This is a genomic window from Marseilla massiliensis (assembly GCF_016899955.1).
Lineage (GTDB): Bacteria > Bacteroidota > Bacteroidia > Bacteroidales > Bacteroidaceae > Prevotella > Prevotella intestinigallinarum.
Window position 1 is genome coordinate 50,179 of sequence record NZ_JACJJL010000010.1, and the last position, 20,469, is coordinate 70,647.

19 protein-coding genes and 2 pseudogenes are annotated in these 20,469 nt (G+C 46.0%); 7 read left to right on the forward strand and 14 right to left on the reverse strand.

Annotated elements, in window-relative coordinates:
- Nucleotide 1: 1 nt before the first annotated feature.
- The 7 genes from H6B30_RS07350 to H6B30_RS07380 form a co-directional block, all read right to left on the reverse strand.
- Nucleotides 2-3,553: a DUF6079 family protein gene (locus H6B30_RS07350; protein WP_205109180.1), complete on the reverse strand. Its 3,552-nt coding sequence runs from the start codon at nt 3,551-3,553 to the stop codon at nt 2-4.
- Between the two features lie 13 nt (nt 3,554-3,566).
- Nucleotides 3,567-6,065, reverse strand: a complete 2,499-nt coding sequence (locus H6B30_RS07355) for a phosphoadenosine phosphosulfate reductase domain-containing protein (RefSeq protein WP_205109182.1) — start codon at nt 6,063-6,065, stop codon at nt 3,567-3,569.
- Nucleotides 6,053-6,277, reverse strand: a complete 225-nt coding sequence (locus tag H6B30_RS07360; RefSeq protein ID WP_205109184.1) for a helix-turn-helix transcriptional regulator — start codon at nt 6,275-6,277, stop codon at nt 6,053-6,055. The genes H6B30_RS07355 and H6B30_RS07360 overlap by 13 nt, the downstream gene beginning before the upstream one ends.
- A 240-nt stretch (nt 6,278-6,517) precedes the next feature.
- Entirely contained in the window at nt 6,518-7,171 is a 654-nt protein-coding gene (locus H6B30_RS07365; RefSeq protein ID WP_205109186.1) for a hypothetical protein, read from the reverse strand.
- 2 nt (nt 7,172-7,173) lie between these two features.
- A complete protein-coding gene (locus H6B30_RS07370) occupies nt 7,174-8,124 on the reverse strand; it encodes a relaxase/mobilization nuclease domain-containing protein (RefSeq protein ID WP_205109188.1) in 951 nt (316 codons plus the stop codon).
- Between the two features lie 9 nt (nt 8,125-8,133).
- Nucleotides 8,134-8,499 (reverse strand): MobC family plasmid mobilization relaxosome protein, encoded by a 366-nt coding sequence (locus H6B30_RS07375; protein ID WP_205109190.1) that lies wholly within the window; start codon nt 8,497-8,499, stop codon nt 8,134-8,136.
- 192 nt (nt 8,500-8,691) lie between these two features.
- The gene (locus H6B30_RS07380) at nt 8,692-9,123 is read right to left on the reverse strand and encodes a DUF3408 domain-containing protein (protein WP_205109192.1); all 432 of its coding nucleotides are present in this window, start codon (nt 9,121-9,123) and stop codon (nt 8,692-8,694) included.
- A 549-nt stretch (nt 9,124-9,672) separates the two neighbouring features.
- Between H6B30_RS07380 and H6B30_RS07385 the strand changes: the two genes are divergently transcribed.
- Entirely contained in the window at nt 9,673-9,984 is a 312-nt protein-coding gene (locus H6B30_RS07385) for a helix-turn-helix domain-containing protein (protein WP_205109194.1), read from the forward strand.
- A gap of 48 nt (nt 9,985-10,032) precedes the next feature.
- Complete coding sequence (locus tag H6B30_RS07390) at nt 10,033-10,335, forward strand: helix-turn-helix domain-containing protein (protein WP_205109197.1); 303 nt, start codon at nt 10,033-10,035, stop codon at nt 10,333-10,335.
- 93 nt (nt 10,336-10,428) lie between these two features.
- Here H6B30_RS07390 and H6B30_RS07395 read toward each other — a convergent pair.
- Nucleotides 10,429-10,802: pseudogene (locus H6B30_RS07395) on the reverse strand (virulence RhuM family protein).
- A gap of 5 nt (nt 10,803-10,807) precedes the next feature.
- Nucleotides 10,808-10,990: pseudogene (locus tag H6B30_RS07400) on the reverse strand (tyrosine-type recombinase/integrase); the annotation flags it as partial.
- A gap of 288 nt (nt 10,991-11,278) precedes the next feature.
- Between H6B30_RS07400 and H6B30_RS07405 the strand changes: the two are divergent.
- From H6B30_RS07405 to H6B30_RS07415, 3 genes are all read left to right on the forward strand, one after another.
- Complete coding sequence (locus tag H6B30_RS07405; RefSeq protein WP_205109198.1) at nt 11,279-12,508, forward strand: site-specific integrase; 1,230 nt, start codon at nt 11,279-11,281, stop codon at nt 12,506-12,508.
- A gap of 129 nt (nt 12,509-12,637) precedes the next feature.
- Nucleotides 12,638-13,846, forward strand: a complete 1,209-nt coding sequence (locus H6B30_RS07410) for a site-specific integrase (RefSeq protein ID WP_204434980.1) — start codon at nt 12,638-12,640, stop codon at nt 13,844-13,846.
- 25 nt (nt 13,847-13,871) lie between these two features.
- The gene (locus H6B30_RS07415; protein WP_071148885.1) at nt 13,872-14,255 is read left to right on the forward strand and encodes a virulence RhuM family protein; all 384 of its coding nucleotides are present in this window, start codon (nt 13,872-13,874) and stop codon (nt 14,253-14,255) included.
- A 128-nt stretch (nt 14,256-14,383) separates the two neighbouring features.
- On the opposite strand, the gene H6B30_RS07420 is transcribed toward H6B30_RS07415, so the two are convergent.
- Both H6B30_RS07420 and H6B30_RS07425 read right to left on the reverse strand, forming a co-directional pair.
- On the reverse strand, nt 14,384-14,686 hold the full coding sequence (locus H6B30_RS07420; protein WP_205109284.1) for a helix-turn-helix domain-containing protein: 303 nt from the start codon (nt 14,684-14,686) through the stop codon (nt 14,384-14,386).
- A 51-nt stretch (nt 14,687-14,737) separates the two neighbouring features.
- On the reverse strand, nt 14,738-15,052 hold the full coding sequence (locus H6B30_RS07425) for a helix-turn-helix domain-containing protein (RefSeq protein ID WP_205109200.1): 315 nt from the start codon (nt 15,050-15,052) through the stop codon (nt 14,738-14,740).
- 420 nt (nt 15,053-15,472) lie between these two features.
- Here H6B30_RS07425 and H6B30_RS07430 point away from each other — a divergent pair, with 420 nt between their 5' ends.
- Together H6B30_RS07430 and H6B30_RS07435 are read left to right on the forward strand one after the other, a co-directional pair.
- Entirely contained in the window at nt 15,473-16,420 is a 948-nt protein-coding gene (locus tag H6B30_RS07430; protein WP_205109202.1) for a ComF family protein, read from the forward strand.
- 13 nt (nt 16,421-16,433) lie between these two features.
- Complete coding sequence (locus H6B30_RS07435; protein WP_239483743.1) at nt 16,434-18,317, forward strand: P-loop NTPase fold protein; 1,884 nt, start codon at nt 16,434-16,436, stop codon at nt 18,315-18,317.
- Nucleotides 18,318-18,462: 145 nt separating this feature from the next.
- On the opposite strand, the gene H6B30_RS07440 is transcribed toward H6B30_RS07435, so the two are convergent.
- The 3 genes from H6B30_RS07440 to H6B30_RS07450 all read right to left on the reverse strand — a co-directional run bounded on the left by H6B30_RS07440 (nt 18,463) and on the right by H6B30_RS07450 (nt 20,451).
- Nucleotides 18,463-18,876 (reverse strand): hypothetical protein, encoded by a 414-nt coding sequence (locus H6B30_RS07440; RefSeq protein ID WP_239483745.1) that lies wholly within the window; start codon nt 18,874-18,876, stop codon nt 18,463-18,465.
- A 214-nt stretch (nt 18,877-19,090) separates the two neighbouring features.
- Complete coding sequence (locus tag H6B30_RS07445) at nt 19,091-19,771, reverse strand: hypothetical protein (protein WP_205109206.1); 681 nt, start codon at nt 19,769-19,771, stop codon at nt 19,091-19,093.
- A gap of 167 nt (nt 19,772-19,938) precedes the next feature.
- Nucleotides 19,939-20,451 (reverse strand): hypothetical protein, encoded by a 513-nt coding sequence (locus tag H6B30_RS07450; protein ID WP_205109208.1) that lies wholly within the window; start codon nt 20,449-20,451, stop codon nt 19,939-19,941.
- Between the last annotated feature and the right edge of the window lie 18 nt (nt 20,452-20,469).

A 20,469-nucleotide genomic window follows, 5' to 3' on the forward strand; every position in this document is an offset into this window, starting at 1 on the left:
CCTACCCTTGATTATCTGATGATTCTAGAATTTTGTCTATAACAAACTCGTAACCCAAATCGATTACCTTGTCAAGAAGTGAACGGAGTACATCCGCAGAGTCAATGGAATCAATATATTGTCTTGCAGAAACTTTCTTGCGGGCTATGTGCTCTGGATTTCCTTTTAGTTCTTGAATAGCTGCATTTTTGGCGTTTTTCGCTTCTTCTTCAAGGCGACGATGTTCTTCTTCAAGTTTACGCTCGCGTTCTTCCCTTTCTAAACGATGACGCTCCTCTTCTTCACGGCGGCGTTCTGCCTCGATTTTGTCGTTCTCGGCAATACGCCAGTCTTTCAATGCGACAATTACTTCTTCTTCAGACCAATAACCAACGGTCGATTCCAGATGTTTTTTCACAAAGTCATAGGCAGAATCTACTTCAAAGTTTTGTAAGCCAATACCGGGTTGGCTAAGCATGAAGTTGTTGAATCCATTTTGAAAATTGCCCGGCTTAGCCATGATGTCAGGAATATCCGCACGATAAGTTTCTATTAAGTTGAGAGTGTCTTTAATAAGTGCAGGATTCTTAATGTCTTTCTCCCCACAGATAGCAACGATATTATCAAACAGACGTTTGATGTCTTCGTTAAGCAATATTGCTGGGTGAGAGTTGACAAACTCCTCATCCATGTATTTAAGTGCCCACAGCGGATAGCCCTTTTCTTCGAGTAAAGAACCTGTTATGGCAAAGCGGGCATCTTTAAGGCTAGAAATATCACTGTATCCTTTCAACTTGTCAAGTTTGAAAGTCTTGACAAGTGATTTGCAAAGTTTACCTTCTTCGGGAGTCTGAAACTTGAAACTCAACTTGTTTGAGTTCTTCCCTTTTTCCCAAACGCTAAACAATTCGCCAATCACTTCTACCAAATTATTTTTGTCAAGAGGCTTTCCTAAGGTGTCAAAAATTTTGTTTTCCCAATTGCGCATGGCAAAAGCTACCATCGCAGCAGAAGCATAGTTACCTGAAAGTCCGTATGGCGGTTTGCGCAAATCGTCAAATTTCTCAATGAAGTTAAACAACAATGATTTATCCGCATATTTAATTTTGTTTTGTATAAAATCATAAACCATTTTGAAAGGATGATTTTCTGGCATATCCACACGCCATTCAAGATTTTCATCAATTGCATCTTGGATGAGATATTGGACAGGTTTCATTTGCCCTGCAACTTCGGTAAGTTCCGACTTGCTGGTGCTGAAAATAAAGGTGCGAATAATCTCTTTCGACACTTGGGGCTTCCAGAAAGTATTAGGGGCTTTTGACCTAATTGTTTCGATGGCATCAGGTCCTTGTGGAAAGATGATAGGAGCAACCGTGTCATTGAGACATGGCGAAAGGCGTTTCACCGAAATTGGAATTTGCTGTCCGTTAATGTAGACAGTGGCATTGCCGCGTGAGGCATTTTGCAACCATTCTTTAATCATATCAGCAGCATGGTCGCGATGCACATTTACTTGATCAAGAAAACCATGAGATTGGGCAGAAGTATAGTTTGCCATATACTCAATGAAACGAGCATATTGTTTGTCGCCAAAAGCAGTATCAAACACGATGAATATAATATCCCGCAAATCTTTATCGTCCGTCACACCGCTGTTTGAAGCGAGGTCGGCAAATTCGCGAAGATGTGCTATTTCTGCATTGTTCTTGGAAAAGAGCAATGCCAAATACAGGTCGCTCGGCCGAGACTCTTTCTTTGCCCGCTTAATTCTGTCTTTCAGCAACGCATCGTTCGATGCTTCAGAATAGAAATGATATGTATAAGGACGAATAATTTTCTGAACAATTTTTTTAGTAAAGTACGATGCGGCTGTGTCGCCAAAATTAAGAATGCTCGAAATGAAACGGAATTTGTCAGTGTCATTGGCAAGTGAGTGTTTCAGTTCTTCAATTTCGTGTGAGGGCAGTGCGGTAAATTGAACCGAGAATATGCCGCCCGGTGTTCGTTGAATGATACCTTGGTCATTAAACCAGTTGAGCACTTCTTTGACCTCACTCTCGTATTGAGTGCCGAGAAATAGATTTATAATGTTGTCTTCTGTCGGCGTGACAAGGTCATTATTGTTCTCGGCCGATATATTATTAAAGGCGTTAAGCAACAAGATGCCCTTAAATATGGCGTATGCTGCTTTCCCGTGATCCTCCACATGCTGACGATAGGTATTGAAACGTTCGGTAACAGCGCCGTAATTTAACACATCGTCTTGGAACACTTTCAGGACAAAGTCCCAAAGATAGTCAGCAGTAACTGTTTCGCGATTAGCAAAAGCGGTTTCACTTTCTAGGAACTGTTCCATTGCCTCGTTTTGACCGATAAACTCAAACACGCTTCTGCTCGATGAACCGACAACAGTTGCGTAGTGGGTGGCAAGGTTTGCTGTTGCCGGATGTATCGGGAAGAGATTGAGCAAATCACCCCGAGTTTCTTTGGGGTCATTTGAAGATGCTGTGTACAAATCGAGCAAATTATTGTGGACTGAATAAAAGAAATTGGTCATCGATTGATGACGTTCTTGATCTATAATCTCAAATTTGCGCGACATGATTTTGAATGCCGACACCGATTCCATGTTGTATTTCATACGGTGGTATCGTCCATCGGTTTGCTTCGTTTCCTCGTTACCCAGCTTATTGAAAGCCGAAGGATGGGAAATTAAGAATAGGAAACTGTCGTTTTCTTCGTTGGCAAATTTCTGGGCAATGGTCTGAAGAGCTTTAAGCACAGGGATGCCGATAGAATCTTCCATCACATCAGTAAACTCGTCCCAGATGATGAGCAAGCCTTTATAGTCGGTTTCGGTGCGTAGTTTTTCCTGAACCTCAATAAGCCAGGCTCCCACATTTTCTTGATTCAGCAAAATGGTCATATTGGCTTTCCGCAAAGCTGATTTTGCCTTTTGGAAAGTCGCCATGTCCTTGCCTCTGAGCTTTTGTATTAACTTTTCACGAGTGGATGCAATGGAACGCAGCTCGGCAAAATTATCAATCAGATAATCCCAAATTACCTGATTGTCTTGAATGTGCTGAACGAGGGCATCGAAATCGGTATCGACGGCGATTTCAAGATCCACCTCGTTGAGTGCTTTAACAACGGCTGTTTGAAGCACCAATGGTAGGTCGGAAACGTGCGACATATCGCACAATCCCTCAATCTTGACGGGCAACAGACGTTTAACTTTACGTAGGCTATAAATCTGGCTTCGAATAAGGTCGAATTTATCAGCTCCATATTCATAATCCACCCATTCTTTGATATTGGTTAACGTATCGCAGAGCAAGTGGGAAATAACGGCCACAGCATGACTCTTACCTGTACCATATGTGCCGTTTATCCAAAACGATTTATGAGCATCAATATCATTACCACGCACTGAGCGAAGTACTGTACGTAAAACCGTATTAAATTGGCCGTTTGGGATGAATGAAGCCCATTGATTCCCTTTTTCTTCTTCAATGCTATAAGCAGCCCTACCGCTGCGCTTGCGTATGATGTCGTTATATTTCGTTGCCATTGCCGAGTGAATGTTATTTTGTTAATAGTTCAAGAACGGAAATCGCATTTAAGTCTTTGCGCAAAGTGATGTGGTCTAACCCCATATTTAGTTCCGCCAATAAGACCCTATTGGAATCTGAAGAAAGAGAGCGAAGTTTTTTCAGAAGGACATTTCTTGGTATGCCAAATTCCAAGGGTGCGCTTTTATAGCCTTCAGTGTTGTAAAGGTCTGAAACTCTAAATTCTGTGCTATCGTTTTTTTCAGCATATAGATATAATGAATATGCAAGCCCTTCTAGGCTTAAATCATCGTAGCTTCGTCTAATACGTTTTTTTTCAATCACTTCACCTTGGGAAAAATCCTCACCTATCGGAGAACTTTTAAACATGTCGATTAATGCTCCAACAGCATTGTTTAATGTAGTTAGAGATGAAACACTTTCAGATGTGGTAATTTTATCTGCTATAGTTCTCTTGTCAAATATATCACCAACAGAAATTTGATTAATAAATCTATTTACGATAAAAGAAGAATAAGAAAGATTTATCCAGATTACTTCCCAAAATAATGAGGGGGTATTTCTATAAATTTCTTGCATCAATTTTCCAAACTCCGTAGGGTTGTTTTTGGTATCAAGTAATCCTGCGTCTTTAGTCCATGATTTAAATGAATCGAACATCGCAGTTCCTAATAAGGTGCTTGACCAAAAATTATCTGGGTCACTCACATATTCATCGACCCATTCATCGCGAAGACCAAATGTTTTATAACCTTTAATTGATAATGTAGAATCCATTTTTATTTTACCTGATATTTTTCTTAAACAATCAGCTGCAATGCATCCTTTTTCGTGAAAATTAATGCACTTTAAGCAATGTACACATTGGGAGCCTATTGATACCTGTGGAACAATTTTCAAAGCCCCAGTAGGACACTGAACCTCACAAACCTCACATTGAATACAGTATGCAGCTTTTTGGGCAATTCGCATTATATTGTTAGCAAAGCGAGAATCATTTGAGTTGAACTTAATATCAATATGTGTCAATGTTTTTGTTCCACTAAATGGGATTATGTCTTTGCCAATTTGAATAGCTCCTGAAAAAGAATTTTTTGAATACCCCATAGTGTATGATCCGAGGACTTTTAGCCATTCAAAAAACATATTCGAAGTGGCTGATATTTTGAGCCTCGTAACATGGTTGTTACTACTTATTAAGACCTTTTCCTTATTCCGCAAAACAGGACTTCCTATAGCCGATATGTGCCAACGCTTTGTTTTAATAAAAGTTTCTGGGTCTTTAATGCCTGATGCTTCAACCCAATATTGCAGTTTATCCAAGAATGGTTTTCTAACATTGGGATACAGTCTGCTTACTAGAAAATCAGACCATTCAGAACCAAAAGGGCAAATTACACAGCCAACACGAGAAAAGCCATATCGATATGATTGGTTTATAGGAAGATTGTGGATAAACATATATAAGAATATCTCAACAGTATTCCATTGAAGAATGGGGTGGGCATTGTAGGTATAAATATGTTTGCCTTTTCCAATCCTATTATAACTACTTCTACGTGTAGATTCTTCTGCTCGGACGCCATCGAAAGTAAGTACACGTGCCTGTTTGTTACCATCCATTTTGAGTGAACGGTATAGGGGGGCTGTTTTCATTACCGAACAACACCAGCGATGAGTGTCACTGGGAGTACCAATTTTATCCCAATAGTTGAGAACTGATTCGTGATTACGTGTGGTGGTGAACTTCAATGCGGGAAAACGATTGCCATAATAACGTTTCACTTCTTCATAAAGCTCCAATGAAGGAGGTAATTCGTAACCAGTATCAGAGTAAATCACTTCAAATGCGGTAGGCGGTATGGCTCGAGTTACGAGGTCGAGCACTACTTGAGAATCCTTCCCGCCAGAGAAAGACGCAATAAACTTATCAATACGAGTAGACAACAAGACACGCTTGCCTTTTACATTTGCCTCATCAAGGGGCATCACATCAAAGCTGTCGCAATCTTCTTTCACGACAGCCATCTTCTGTTTGGTTTTTTTCTCTACTTTTTGAGCCAAAGCCTCGAAATCTATATTTTGGTTGGCCATTATGGCATCGTAAGCTTGATTGACGCCTGCATATGCAATGTAGGTGTCACGGATAAACTCCAAGGCTTCGTTTTCAATGAGAAACATTTGGTCTTTGTTGCGGCGTAGCATTTCCTCTAAATCAACGGGAACTAATGTGGCAGTTTCTTTCCCCTCTTGAAAGACAATGGTAGGTGCATCGTAAATATTAGCACCTTTGGCTTCAAACATAAGTTCACCACGATAGAAATATTGTTTATTAACAGCCCACATTAGTGGTGCTTCAGCAGGAGGGTAAATGTATCCTAATTTTTCAAGACCGAGCAAATTAAGTTCTTCAAACCAAACAGGACGTGGAGAAATGCCCAAAGTTTCTTTTGTAACCTTGGAACTCAGAAGAATGCCCCCTGTCTCTTTATCCCATTCTATCTTATACATTGACTGTTTTTTATTTCTGTTTTTACAATTAAATCTCTAACATCAACATTAAGATGTTCCGCAATTTTTACCAACATTTCTAAGCTAGGTTGATAAGTATTTGTACACCACTTAGATATTGTGGCTTGATCCCTACCTAATTGCTCAGCAAGCCATTTACTGGTCCTATTTTGTTCTGCAAGTACAGCTTTTATTCTATTGATTTTTTGCATATACTAATATCTTATGTTGCATGGTTAGCCTTAAATCTTGCAAAGATACAGCTTTTCTCGGAGAATCGGATCTGATTTAGAAATTTTATTTCAAGAATATGGCATATTTCATCAATTATATGAATTCGTTGCTTTAGAATATCACAAAATAAAAAATGAAAGCCACAAGCAAATCAGGCAAAGAGTTGCCAGATAAAATAGCATCTGATTATATTTTTGCTTGTGGCTTACTGAAATGGACTATCTTACTTCTGGAGTAACTTTTTTCAGCTTATCCTGCATCAGGCTGTCAGAAACTGCCTTCAACTCCCTGTCATAGCCGTCAGCCTCTTGACGCAACCATTCGATGGTTTTCTCGTCACGCCGGATATCGAACACATCGTTCAGCCAAAGGATGGCCTTTGCGTCGCATCCTCCCCACGAGCGGATAACGCGGAACTTCAAAGCATCGTCCGCATACTGCCGTTTGTTCTTCCAAAGCTCGATGTTGCCCCAGACGGATAGGCTGCACACGACACCCATGCCGACCAAAAGAGAAAAGACCTTGCTTGACCGGATGTCAAAACAGTGGCGGTGGAAATGCTTCTGCGGCTCGTCCGTCCGTTCTTCCGAACTTCGGACAAACATCTCTTTCAAATCACGCAACAAGTGCAGAATCTTGTTCGATGCGTGAACCTCCGCCTCCCCGAACTTGGTCAGCATGGCTTTGGTCTGCTGTTGATGCTCCTTTGCGGAACTGTCGAACAACTCCTTTATGGGAGTCAAATCCATTGCAGGAGCTTGTTCTCCTGATTGACTGTTACTAACTTTTGGGGTGTTTTCCAATTTGTTATTGATACCCTTTAAGCCATTCCTGATGTCTTCAAAGAGAGCATAAACTTCATTATTATCCATATTTAGAATCTGATTTTACGTTGTTTCTTTTTCTTGTTCTTACGTTTTAGCTGTTCCTCAAAATAGTTCTCATCCGCCTGCGCGTTTGAGTTGTCGGGCATGAAAAGACCTATTGAGCCGCTATACAAGTCATCACTACCTTTGGGCTCAAACTGTGATGGTGGCGATGCCGGATGTCGGTAATCTGCCATTTGGTTGGCCATTACCCGCTGCCGTTCCTCATGACGGTTAGCATCCAACACCGCGTCTATCTTGGAGTAGCTGAACCGTCTGTCAATCTTGGTGCCACTGAACGGATAACCGTTCATGGAGAATACGACACCCTGCACCTCGTCCGAACAGCCCTTGTATTTGAATCGCACTTCCACGCCTTGTTTCTCCAGATTAGCCATTAACTGCTGCCAGTTCCCACACCTTGCAACTTCCAATTTAAGGATGGAATAAAGCTCGTATTTGGTCTTATCCGGCTCTTTCAGGCGGTGGAGTTTCACCTGTTCCTTGCCGTCGGCAAAGTACAGGCCGTACTTCCGCGTCAGTTCCTTGCAGATGCGTGTGCTACGTATCCGCTCGTTCCGGTCATTGATAGTTCTGCCATCATTGGCGATACGGTTAAAGGCGATATGCACGTGCGGATGCTCTTTGTCGAAGTGGCGCACGATAAGGATTTGCGTGTCGGTTATTCCCATTTTCTTCAAGTATTCCAACGCTATTCCTGCCATTGCACGGTCTATCAGGCGGTGCTCGTCCTCCTTGGAGAACGCCAACGCGATGTGTCCGACAGGCTTCGTTACTCTCGGATTCATCCTTGCCTGTGCCTCGAAACTGCCCGCTATTGTTTCCTTATTCTCGGCAAACAAGCCGTCACAGACGAGGATTTTTGCATCCTTTTCCTTGTCAAGAATGTAATTCACCACACCCTTGAAATTGCTTCCCTTGACTATTTTGGCTATCATATCCAACCGCTATAAAAGGATAAGATTAAGCACTTCTTCGATACGCGTGACCAGCACACGGCATTCCAGCCCCACGGTGGCGAAGCCTGCCGCGTTCGCCTTATGCGCCAGTTGGTTGAGGTTGTTCGCCATGCCGCATAACTGGCGGATGTAACCCGCATGCTCCGGCGTGAGCCGCTCCTTCACCTGCCCGTCCCTCATGCAGCCGCGCAGGAACTCCCCGGCAGACATGCCCGCACTCCGCGCCTTGCCTTTTAGCGTGTAGTAGTCCGATGTAGCCATCTTCACCGTGAGGCGATATTTCAGTTTGTCAGCCGCTCCCTTCTTGGGACGGCCTCCCTTGTTCCTTCTGTCAAATTTCCGTTTCTGTTCCATTGGTTTTTAATTGATTTCTACTGATTGTAATGTGATTACCCATTAGACCAACGGGATGCGGCTTCCACGGAGTTGTGGAGTGGGAGCAGGCGGTTTCGGTATGCCCGAAACACAAACTTGCTCCCCTCAAAACTCCGTTGGATGGGTTCAGAGTAACTCTGAATTACCTCCCGTCAATCCACCTCTTAATTCTCAGAGTTTACGCCATGCCTCGATGTCCTCACCGTAGATGGCAAGATGCTGCCGGGCGATGTTCTCCACCAGTCCCGACACGCTCATCTTGCGTTCGCCGAACATGCGGACGATGCGGTCGAGGGCATCGCGCGTGCTGCGGCTGAGAAACACGGGCTTGCGGTCTTCGATGGACGGAACAGGGAGGAAGGTTTCCTTGTATTCCTCCAAAGATGCCCGGCGTTGCTTGCCGCTGATGCGGCGTACCACCTGCGGGGTTTCATCCGTCTGTTCAGGCATAGGTTCGTTAGCCGTTTCCTGTACAGCCTCGCTTGCTTGTTCCTGCGTGTCGGCAGGCTGCGGTTCTGACTTCGGTGTTTCCTTGCTTGACAGATTTTCCAAAAATGTTTGCAATGTTGCATCCATTGACTGATTGCTTATGTTCTTTTTCATACATGCTTGAATTAAATGTTTAACAATAGTGGTCACAGTGCGCACATCTGACCGATTATCGACCGCAAAGGAAGCGGATACATTACAGGCGGTCAAACGATTGGGTTCGGTGTGGCAACATTGTACGGATTTGCATTATACGCATTAGGTTGACGGTGGATATTGCACCAATTTGCCATCAGGATAAGTCCGTAAAGGATGTGGCATCAGTCCGGATGTCATGTAGGATAAGGCCGGACTTGATGTAGGATGAAGTCCGGGGTGATGTAGGTTGCCATGACAGCTGCTTTGTGAAATTAAAGAACGCCAGAGGCTACCAGACCGACGCCAAATACTGCCACGCAGGTATGAAGTGATTGGATTATGCCGGGTTCCGCTTTCCTTTGCATCACGGACGCTTGGAACAGCCGTTACAGGTCGGCGGACAACGCCACTCCCTGCCACTTGCTGCCACAAGCTGCCAGCCCATTGCAAAGCCATTGTTTAATGCAAACACTGGTTTTACTTTGCAGGCAAAACGGATTATTAACAACAAAAACAAGATAAAAAATGAACGTAGTGATTATCTCGAAAGAAAAGTATGAGGAAATGGTCGGCAAGCTCAACCTCTTGTCCGACCGGGTGAATGAAATCATTGGCAAACGCGAAAAAGGGAAGCTCAGCCGTTGGATGGATAACCAAGAAGTCTGCCAGCAGCTGCGCATCAGTCCACGTACCTTGCAGACGCTTCGCGACAACGGAACACTGGCTTACTCCCAGATTGGGCATAAGATTTTCTACAAACCGGAGGATGTTCAAAGTATTGTCCGGCTCGTGGAGGACAGACGCAAGGATGCTGCTTGGCGTGGCAGGACAATCTGACAAGTAGAATTTAATGTACCACTAAATCCATTGTAAATACTGCAAATTATGAATGAGTTGATTCTTGCCGACCAAGAATTGGAAGTCGGCTTCATCGGAAAGCTGGATGCTATGCTTGAAGGCATCGAGAAAATGGGCGCAAGCTGTAAGGCTTCGCCAAGTAAAGAACAGTTCCTGACGGACAAGGAGGTGTCGGCATGGCTCAAGGTGAGCCGCCGCACCTTGCAGGACTACCGCAACAACAGGATGATTGCCTACTACCAGTTGGGCGGCAAAATTCTGTACAAGGAGTCCGACATCGAAAGGATGGTGATGAGCGGGTATCGGAATGCCTACCGCTTGGAAACGTGATGTAACACGTGTAAAAACAGAGCAAGCCGATGGTGACAGAATACCTGCCCAACCATCGGCTTACTCTTTGTGGAAAGTCCGTCTTGTTTTACCCTAACACGTGCATTGTGGATGGGTGTCGGATAGCGAAAAGAACAAATGGACTGGCTTTTCACGGTTGGCAGAACAGAGCTTGTCCATGATGAACCGCCTGAAAGCCATGCATTCCTTAGTCCGCAATTTGAAGGCTATGCTATGACCATTTCAAGGCTGTACACGTCATAGCAAATCCTGCCGTCCTGCCTGACATGCCGCATCGTTTCTTCTTCCGACAACTCCATGTTCTTGTAAATGGCGCGTATAGCCCTGCGGATGTCGCAACCGAATACATTGAACGCATCGGACATTTCCTGTTGTGTCATCCATACGGGAACAGTCGGCATAATGACTGTCCTGTTTTCACTGATTGTAATGATTCCTCTGTCCATAGTCCTTATCTTGTATTAGAAAGCACATTCCGTACATTGGTCATATCACGCAAAATGGAACTGTCCAACACACGGGCGTAGTGCTGTGTCATTTTTATATTGGAGTGACCGAGCATCTTAGCCACATTCTCTATGCTCACACCATTGGCGAGGCAGACCGAGGTCGCATACGAGTGTCGCGCGGCGTGGGAAATCATTGACGAAGCAAGTGGGTACAGAATGGTGAGTTAAAAACGCAAGCGGTTAATAATGAGCGGATTTTCAATATCTGGAAGAAGTCGCAGAAACGGATTTTGGAGAAATGCTGAATTGGTTCAGTTACCAAACCGTTAACAGGTTGTTACCGAAAAATGACGGTGTTAACCGAAGGGTCGAAAAAAGTTTGGCGACGGTTTCTTTTTCTGTGAAACACAGCATTTTGCGTAGCGATGAACGCTTACATCAATAGTAAATTTGCAAACAAAAAATGTAGGCGTATGAAAATTGAGAAATTCAAGGTCTTGCTCTACCTGAAGAAGACCGAACCCGACAAGTCGGGCAAAGCTCCCATCATGGGAAGAATTACAGTAAACCGGACAATGGCGCAGTTCGGGACGAAATTGTCCTGCACCCCGAAGCTGTGGAACGCACGGGAAAGCCGTCTGGACGGGAAGAGCCGCGAGGCGGTGGAGACAAACGCGAAAATAGAGAAACTGCTGCTCGCCGTGAACACGGCATTCGAGGAGTTGCAGGGACGGAAACGCGATTTCGACGCCAAGGCGGTGAAGGAACTGCTGCAAGGCAGCATGGAGACACAAATGACGCTGCTCCGCCTGTTCGACAGGATGATCGAGGAGCGGAAAAGCCGCATCGGTATCGACGTGTCCCCGACCTCGATGAGCACGTGGCATTACGCACGGCTGACACTGGGCGATTTTGTCAAGAAGAAGTATAAGATGAACGACATCGCCTTTGGCGCTCTGAACGAACAGTTCATCCGGGAATACCAGGCTTACACGGAGGGGGAACGGGGCTATTCCAACCAGACCACACGGCATTACCTCGCCCTGCTGAAGAAGGTCTGCCGGACAGCCTACAAGGAGGGCTTGTCGGAGGTGTGGCACTTCGTGCATTTCAAGCTGCCCAAGCAGAAAGAAAGCACGCCGAAGGCGTTGAGCCGGGAGGACTTCGAGAAGCTGCGGGATGTGGAGATACCGGAGAAAAGACGTTCCGTCGTCATCACGAGGGATCTGTTCCTGTTCGCGTGCTATACGGGAACCGCCTATGCGGACACCGTGTCGGTGACACGGGAGAACCTGTTCACGGACGACGAGGGCAGCCTGTGGCTGAAGTACCGGCGCAAGAAGAACGAACTGAAAGCCCGCGTGAAACTGCTGCCGGAGGCCGTCGCCCTGATAGAGAAGTATAAGGACGACACGCGGGAAACGCTGCTGCCCCCGCAGCATTACCGCACTCTCCGGGCGAACATGAAAATCCTGCGTGTCATCGCCGGACTGGAGACCGACCTCTGGTATCACATGGGGCGGCACTCGTTCGCCTCGCTGGTTACGCTCGAAGAAGGTGTGCCCATTGAAACTATCAGTAAGATGTTGGGACATAGCAATATACGGACAACACAGATTTATGCCCGTGTCACGCCGAAGAAGCTGTTCGAGGACATGGACAGGTTCATCGAAGCAACCGGCGATCTGGAACTGGCGCTATGAGCGGAACAGGAACGGATTTATCATCGTCAAAGGATATATCGAACAGGATTTTAGGCATTGGCATTCAATGGCCTTGCCGCTCATTCCATAAAACATCATTATCATTTGTATCATCTAAAAAATAATTCTATGCGCAGCACATTCAAGATATTGCCTTACATCAACAAGAAAAGAATCAAACCGGACGGCACGTGCGCCGTCCTCTGCCGGGTGTCCATCGACGGGAAGAACATCCTTATCACCACGGGAATCACTTGCCGCCCGGAGGATTGGGACAGCAAGAAAGGAGGCATCCGCACGGCACGTGAGAACAACCGGCTGGCGGAGTTCCGCCAGAATCTGGAACGGACCTACGACCGCCTGCTCAAAGAGCAGGGAGCGGTCAGCGCGGAACTGCTGAAGAACGCCGTAACGGGAGTGGCGAGAATCCCGCAGACCCTGCTCCAAGGCGGCGAGGCGGAAAGGGAACGTCTCAAAATACGCTCGGAGGAAATACACTCCACCTCCACCTACCGGCAGTCGAAGACCACACAGCTTAACCTGCAACAGTTCCTCCAGTCCAGAGGCATGGAGGACATCGCCTTTGCCGACATCACGGAGGAGTTCGGACACTCGTTCAAGCTCTTCCTGAAAAAAGATCTGGGCTATGCGACGACGCACGTGAACCATTGCCTGTGCTGGCTGAACCGCCTTATCTATATCGCGGTGGACGAAGGGGTACTGAGGTGCAATCCGCTGGAGGATGTGCCCTACGAGAAGAAGGACCCACCCAAGATGCGGCACATCAGCCGCGGCGAACTGCGGCGCATCATGGCCACGCCGATGGAGGACGAAAAAGTGGAGCTTGCCCGGCGCATGTTCATCTTCAGCTCGTTCACGGGACTGGCCTACGCAGACCTGCGCAACCTCTATCCGTGCCATATCGGTAAGACGGCGGAAGGAAGGCCCTATATCCGCAAGCAGCGTGAGAAGACGAATGTGGAGGCGTTCATCCCGCTGCATCCGGTAGCGCAGCGGATATTGTCGCTCTACAACACGGAAGACTATTCACGTCCGGTGTTCCCGCTGCCCATCCGTGATATACACTGGTTCGAGGTACACGCCTTGGGCGTCATGATGGGCATTGAGCAGAATCTCTCCCATCACTGCGCACGTCATACCTTCGGGACCCTGTTGCTCTCGGAAGGCATTTCGATAGAGAGCGCGGCAAAGATGATGGGACACGCCAACATCAACAGCACACAGGTCTATGCGCAGGTGACGGACGGGAAAATATCCAAGGATATGGACCAACTGATGGAACGGCGCAACAGCCGGAAAGAAGCGGAAACGAATTGAAATTGAATAAAATAACAACAAATGTATGGAAAGACATATCATTACATTGGATGAGCGCGGCACGCTCCATGTGCCGGAAGCTCCCGGCACTTCCATCTGGATGGACGAGCCGGAATTGGTGGAACTGTTCGGGGTGATTGCCCCCACACTCCGCGCGGCGGTAAAGGCGGTGTACAAAAGCGGCATCGTAACACCCCACGAAACGGAACGGCGCATAAGCCTGCCCGACGGGAACAGGCAGGTGGTGTACAGCCTCTCCCTGATTCTCGCCCTCGCTTTCCGCCTCGATACCTACGGGGCCCGGCGACTGCGGGAATATGTCACCGGCAGATTCGGCGACGACGGCAAAGGAGGAAAAGGGATGCAATTGCTCATCATGCCAAACATCCGGCATACGGGTTACGCATGAAAGGATAAGGCAACCCCTATATAGCAAGCGCGGCGCACGGCGGGAGTATCGTCCCTGCCTGTGCGCCGCACTTGTCTTCCGCTCCTCCTATCCGAAGGAACAGGTCGAAAGCAGTCATTGGAAGACGGTCAGTCCCCGTGATGGAACGCCTCGCGGTAGCCCTCACGCAGCATCCGCTCGATGTCCGACTCGCGGTAGAGGATTTTTCCTCCCAACTGGATATAGGCCATGCGTCCCACATCCCGGTGTTCCTGCAAGGTGCGTCGGCTGGTCTTCAGCAGTTGCGCCACCTCCCTGTCTGTCAGGTAGCGTTCTCCGCCCAGCACGGGGCGGTAGTTCTCCGTCAGCCGCCCGACCTCCGCCAGCGTCCGCTCCAACTTTTCGAGAAGACGGACCACCGGCCCGCTTTCCCGTGTCATCAGTTCATTCAGTTCGTTCATTCTTTTACGATGGATTTAGTGGTACAATCATTCGGTGCGGGGTCAGATGCTTTTCCCTTTCAGGGCCGCCCGTCTGCGGCGCTCCTCGACGACGGGGATGATGCGTTGCACATCCTCCGCACGGTAATACACCTTGCGCACGATTTGCGAATAGCCTAACGTGCCGTTGCTGCGCAAGGTCTGCAAGGTACGGGGACTGACCTGAAGGATGCGGCACACCTCCGCGCTGTCCAGCCACTGGCCCAGACGCTTCGCCTCCGACTTGCGCCGGATTTCCTCCACCCGGTTTACGAGACGGTTGAAACGTGCCATGATTTCCTCGAAGGTCTTTCTCTCGATAACTACTACTGTTTCCATAAATCTGTTGCTTTAATTGTGAATACTGCCGCAAAGTAAAAGGGTTCCGGCGGGATATGGTGCATCCGGGCCTTGCGTGGCAGCATTTGGCTTCGGTGTGGAAGCCTGTGGCTCCGTTTGCCGGCAGCAAATGGGTGGCCCCATCCGAAATACGGGAGGCGAAAAGAGAAAATCATGTAGGGGATGATGGATTTGCAGGGGGAACATGGACGGGTCGGAGGAATGTAGGATAAAGGGAAGTAAAAGCGACGGCCAAGGCTTACGGGAGGAACGACAACGGTATGGAAACGGGGAAAATCGGAAAAAAAGCATAAAAGGGGGCGGATTGGAGGTGAATACCGCCGGATTTTTGTACATTAGAGGCATCTAAATGTCAAAACACGGGTTGCTGAAGGTTGCCCGGCCTAAAATTTTATGCCTATGGTGGAAGAATTTGAATTGCTCGAAGAGGCGGAGGTGCAGTTTGAGGACAGCGACTGCGCGGAGTCGGTGTGGCACGGCGTGGGGTACTGCGAGAGCCTGTTCTGCCGGAAGAAGCCGGCAGCGGAACTGACGCTGGTCATCCGCAAGGAGGGCATCCTATATTTCCTGTGCGCCGACCTGCCGGAGTTTCAGGAACTGTGCCGCCTGCATGGATGGTATGTTGTGTCGCATCACCCGTTCAGCGCTACGCTGGAAATCGGGATGTGCATCATGGAGGCCGGAAGGCACGCCGGGTGGTATTCGTTGGGACATTCAAGCGAGCGCAACGCTGTGTACCGTGAACTGCTGGAATATACGTTCGAGCGCAGCGAGCGGCAGGACTTCTACCCCTACGAGACCTCGTTCAAGGGGCAATGCGTGATTGACGGCTGCACGTGCCATTACCTGCACGACTACCATCCCACGTGGATGGAGAAGAAGGACGAACACCAGAAGCGGGTGAGCAACCTGATATTCCGTTTCAAGGAAGGCGGGCATTGCGGGGAACTGGTGGCGCAGATCCTTGCGTTTGCCCTGCTCCATGCCGGGTTTGAGAAAGGACGGAAAGACACGGTGCTGATACCCGTCCCCGCCTCGACGCGCGAGAGGCAGCGGAAGCGTTTTCCGGTAGCCTGCTACTACCTGTCGAGGGAACTCGGCATCGAGGACGGCTACAAGGCGATATGGATAGCCGAAGACCGGGAACAACTGAAAGGCCGGGAGAAGAGCGGCGGCGAGATACTCTCGAACCTGCAATTCACGCGGCGGTACATCCGGGGGAAGCATATCGTGCTGCTGGATGATGTATTGACGACAGGGATCAACTTCCTGCACCTGTCCCGGAAGATGAAGGAGCTTGGGGCGGTATCGGTCACGGGGGTATTTTTAGGGAAAACGGTGTCATAATCTAACACAATATATGATGAACGAAGAAATTGTCAGATTCCTTAATGAATATGTAGAAATTCCAGATCCGCAATATGCCGTTATGTTAAAAGGAACTTGGGGATGTGGAAAAACCTTTTTCATCCAGCGATGGATAGAAGCATCAAAAGAAAAAGGAGAGGAACAACTCGAATGGAATCCTATTTATGTATCCTTGTACGGATTAACGAGTGTTCAGCAGATTACAGAAAGCATAAACAAGGAAATATATCCTTGGTTATATAGTAAAGGAGCAAAACTCATCAAGAATATCTTAAAAACAGCATCAAAAATAGCCCTGAAATATGACATAGATGCGGATAATGACGGAAAGAGTGAAGCAACTGCTACTTATAATTTAGATTCCATCCTATTGCTGAAGGGGGATAATAAAGAAATAAAAGGTAACAAAATTCTCATTTTTGACGATTTTGAACGGTGTAATGTCAATTTTGATACTTTATTGGGATACATCAATTACTTTTCAGAACATTGCAAATGCAAAATAATCATTATCGGTGATGAAGCTAAGTTGCAAGAAAAAGAAAGCGAGAATAAGGGACTGAAATTCAAAGATTTTAAGGAGAAAACGATTGGCCGCACGTTTGAAATAAAAACAAACATTAATGAAACCGTTGATTTCTTCATTCAGGAATTATCGTCTAACAACCGGAATTTATTATCGGAAAACAAAGAGCTTATTGTGCAAATCTTTCAGGCGTCCAAACTTAATAATTTAAGAATATTGCGACAATGCTTGAATGACTATAACAGAATTGTAATGTCCTTGCCGGAATCATACCACAATTCACCCAAATACAAAAAGATTATAACCTCGTTATTGGCAAATTTTATTGCTGTGTATTGCGAATACAAAAGTGGGAATACGCGTATTGCTGAATTATTTGACGGCATATCTATCATGTTCAATGATTCTAAATATAACCAAGAACGAGAAAAAATCCTATCTAAATACCAGTTCATAGGAATCGGTCAAGGCTTAGGAATACTTGACAGTTTCATTGTAGGCAAAATCGTTCATTATTTGGATTGCGGATTCTTTGATACGGAATACATGCAACAATATTTTGCCATAGAAGATGCCGATATTGAAAGTTGGGAACATTTATATGATTATTGGCGGTTGGATAATGAAGAATTTGAACAGTATTATCATGAAACCATAATCTACTATTTGGAAGACAGATGCCAAGATTTGAAAGAATTATTTGTCATTATCAGCATTCTGTCCGTCCTGAGCAGTTTAGAACTCGTATCTGTTTCCAAGGATGAAATAATTGCGCAAGGTAAGAAATCCATAAATAGGTTGATGACCAATGTCACTAAAATAGAAGATTTGTTACAGAGCCTTGAAACGGCACAGAGAGGGCTGAGACCTATTTATGATGAAAAAAATCATATACAAGCGGTTTTGTGGCAGTATTTCAAATCTATATTTGACGAAAGGATACACCAATGCCCAAATAAAATGTCTGTTGCTTTAGAAAATTTGGATGACGAAAGTTGTGAACGTCTTGGGGTCATACAAAACGAAGTTGTACCAATGAAAAAGGTCTTATATAAAGAAACTCCATTCTTCGAGTCGGCAAATCCAGAAAGAGTAGCAAATCGAATCATTGGATTATCCAATGAAGCCAAAAACACATTCTATCAGTTTTTGCTATATCGGTATGATAGGACATCTAACGGTAGTGAAATTGTCCGTGTGCCTTCAATGTATATGGCAGATATGCCTAATCTAAAATTGATAGGTGAACATCTGAAAGATGCCGCAGAGCATACAAAATTGATTGAAAGATTTGCTTTAAGGCAAATAGTAGCATTGATAGAAAAGATTTTCCAAAAAGCAATGAACTAATGAATGCACATTCTCAGAATGAATTGCTGTAAGTTCAAGAAGAAGATTAAAACGCATGTTTCATTTAGTGGAAAAAGGTCATCTACCCTTTGAGAAGTAGAATTCAAATGGATAGCGATAGCCGGTTTGCGTATTCAAGGCAATATCAATGTATGGATTGCACGATGGGGAACAACACGATGCTGTCGTGGGGATAATGCCAGTCCTCCATTTCAACCAGCGGGCGGCATTTGCCGGTAAATGTCTTCCGCTCTTCGTCGATGCGGAAGGATTCGATGTGATACCGGTCATGGGGGGATATGTCCCCAGCGTCAAAACTTCCTATGTATTTTTCCAAGATGCCCTGCTTCCTGTATATTCGCTTTTCATTATAATCGTCAAAAAGGGATGCGGTAACGTAAAGGCGTATGATGTATTGTCCGTCTTCCGCAATCTTGGTACTGTTACTTCCGCATTCATATAGCAAGACGAAAAGAAAGAATAGGCCTTTGGGTATGAACATCAAGACCAATGCTCCCACCCAATAGACCGCCCTGTAAATCCGTAGGGCAATTTTCATCCGTCGGGGCAAGCTTTTCGGGAGGAAAGACAAGAGGACGAGCGAGAAAAAGAACAGATAACCGACAAGGTATCCGAGACCCCACCGCACATGGTCTTTCTCCGGAACAAGGCATATTATCATCACGCCTAAAATTCCGCATAGGACATGAACGCATAATGCGATATTGAAAAATCTGTTCTTTGTTACCATTGTATCTAATCATATCCGGTAGCTACCGATGCTTTATTTTTTTGAATATTCTTTGCTTGCCATCAATCTCAATCAAACCTGTCTTGCGTATTAAGAACTCGTAAATGACGCTATGACTCAACGCTTCTTTTCTATTCTCTTCCCATGCGGGATAAAGAAAACAAAGAGTTTGTCCGTCATAACGCCTTTGTGTTCTCGGAGGGAATAATTCAGGTTCTACATTGCATACAAGGGTATCTTTGTTTACATACCATTTTCCAATAAGATAATTTCCACCTTCTCCGTCCAAGTTAAAGATATTACCGATATATTCAAAAGTACCATCAGAGACAAGTTTCATCATCGTCCATACAAGCTCTTCGCCTGCGATATGTAATGTCTGCTGATAAGTTCCAACTAATGTTGAAAGGTAATCCCCTTTTTTAACGGGCAGCTGTTCTGTCCTATTATCACCAAAGCGATGCCAACCATTATATGATTTGGGAAAATTCCAAACATGAACATCAGTCGGGTCATCGCTGTTTGCGATACATTCTACTTGAAAACGGAAAGGAGAAGCAGACAACACTTCCAAAACAATAGTATCCCCTCTCAAACATTTGATTGCAAAAACAGTCGTATCTAATGGAATCCTGTTTTGTGGATTGCTTTTACAAAATAGATTGTACCTGTACTGTGCTACAATATCCTCTTCCTCCTTCATGTCGTTCACTATATTCCCATGAAAGATGATAGAATCTTGTCCTGTTTGTCCCTTTATTATCAGGGAAGGTAACAATAGCAATATAAGACATAAAGGTATTCTCATAGATGTCTGTTACATGGTTGTCTGCTGCCAGTCCATTTGTCTGTTTGAATAGGTTATCCGGGCTACGGTACGATTTCGTAAACCGTCCGGCTGTCGTTGCGGAAGATGTCCTGTTCAATCTGCTGCCCGACTTTCACGATGCTGTCAATGTCCGCATTGACCTTCAGGCTGAGGACGGGGGCAAATTCCAGATGGTCGTAATCAACGGGGATATTGTTATAGGTCGTTTCGACAACGGGATAGCCGTGCTCCCCGGCGAAGCGTTTTAACGAGTCCAGATAAGGGAGCTGCTCCTTGCTCATGGCTTCAAAGTCGATGTAGAACTTCCCGTTTTCCTGCATGAAATAGATGCAGTCCGTACCGTTGCTACAGATGCCCGTGAAGTCAAACTCCGTGCGTCCTGCCTGCACGTTCCTCAACACTTCGGGGAGCTTGTCCATCGTGATGCGTGCGGCACTTGGTACAGGAAGAACGGCGCTCCAGTCCTGCTGCGCCTGCTTGCCCGTGTTCCTGCACCCTGAAAGCCCGAAAACAAGGGCTAACATTTCCATTATTATAACCTTCATACTTTTCATGTCTGTTCCTATTTTATT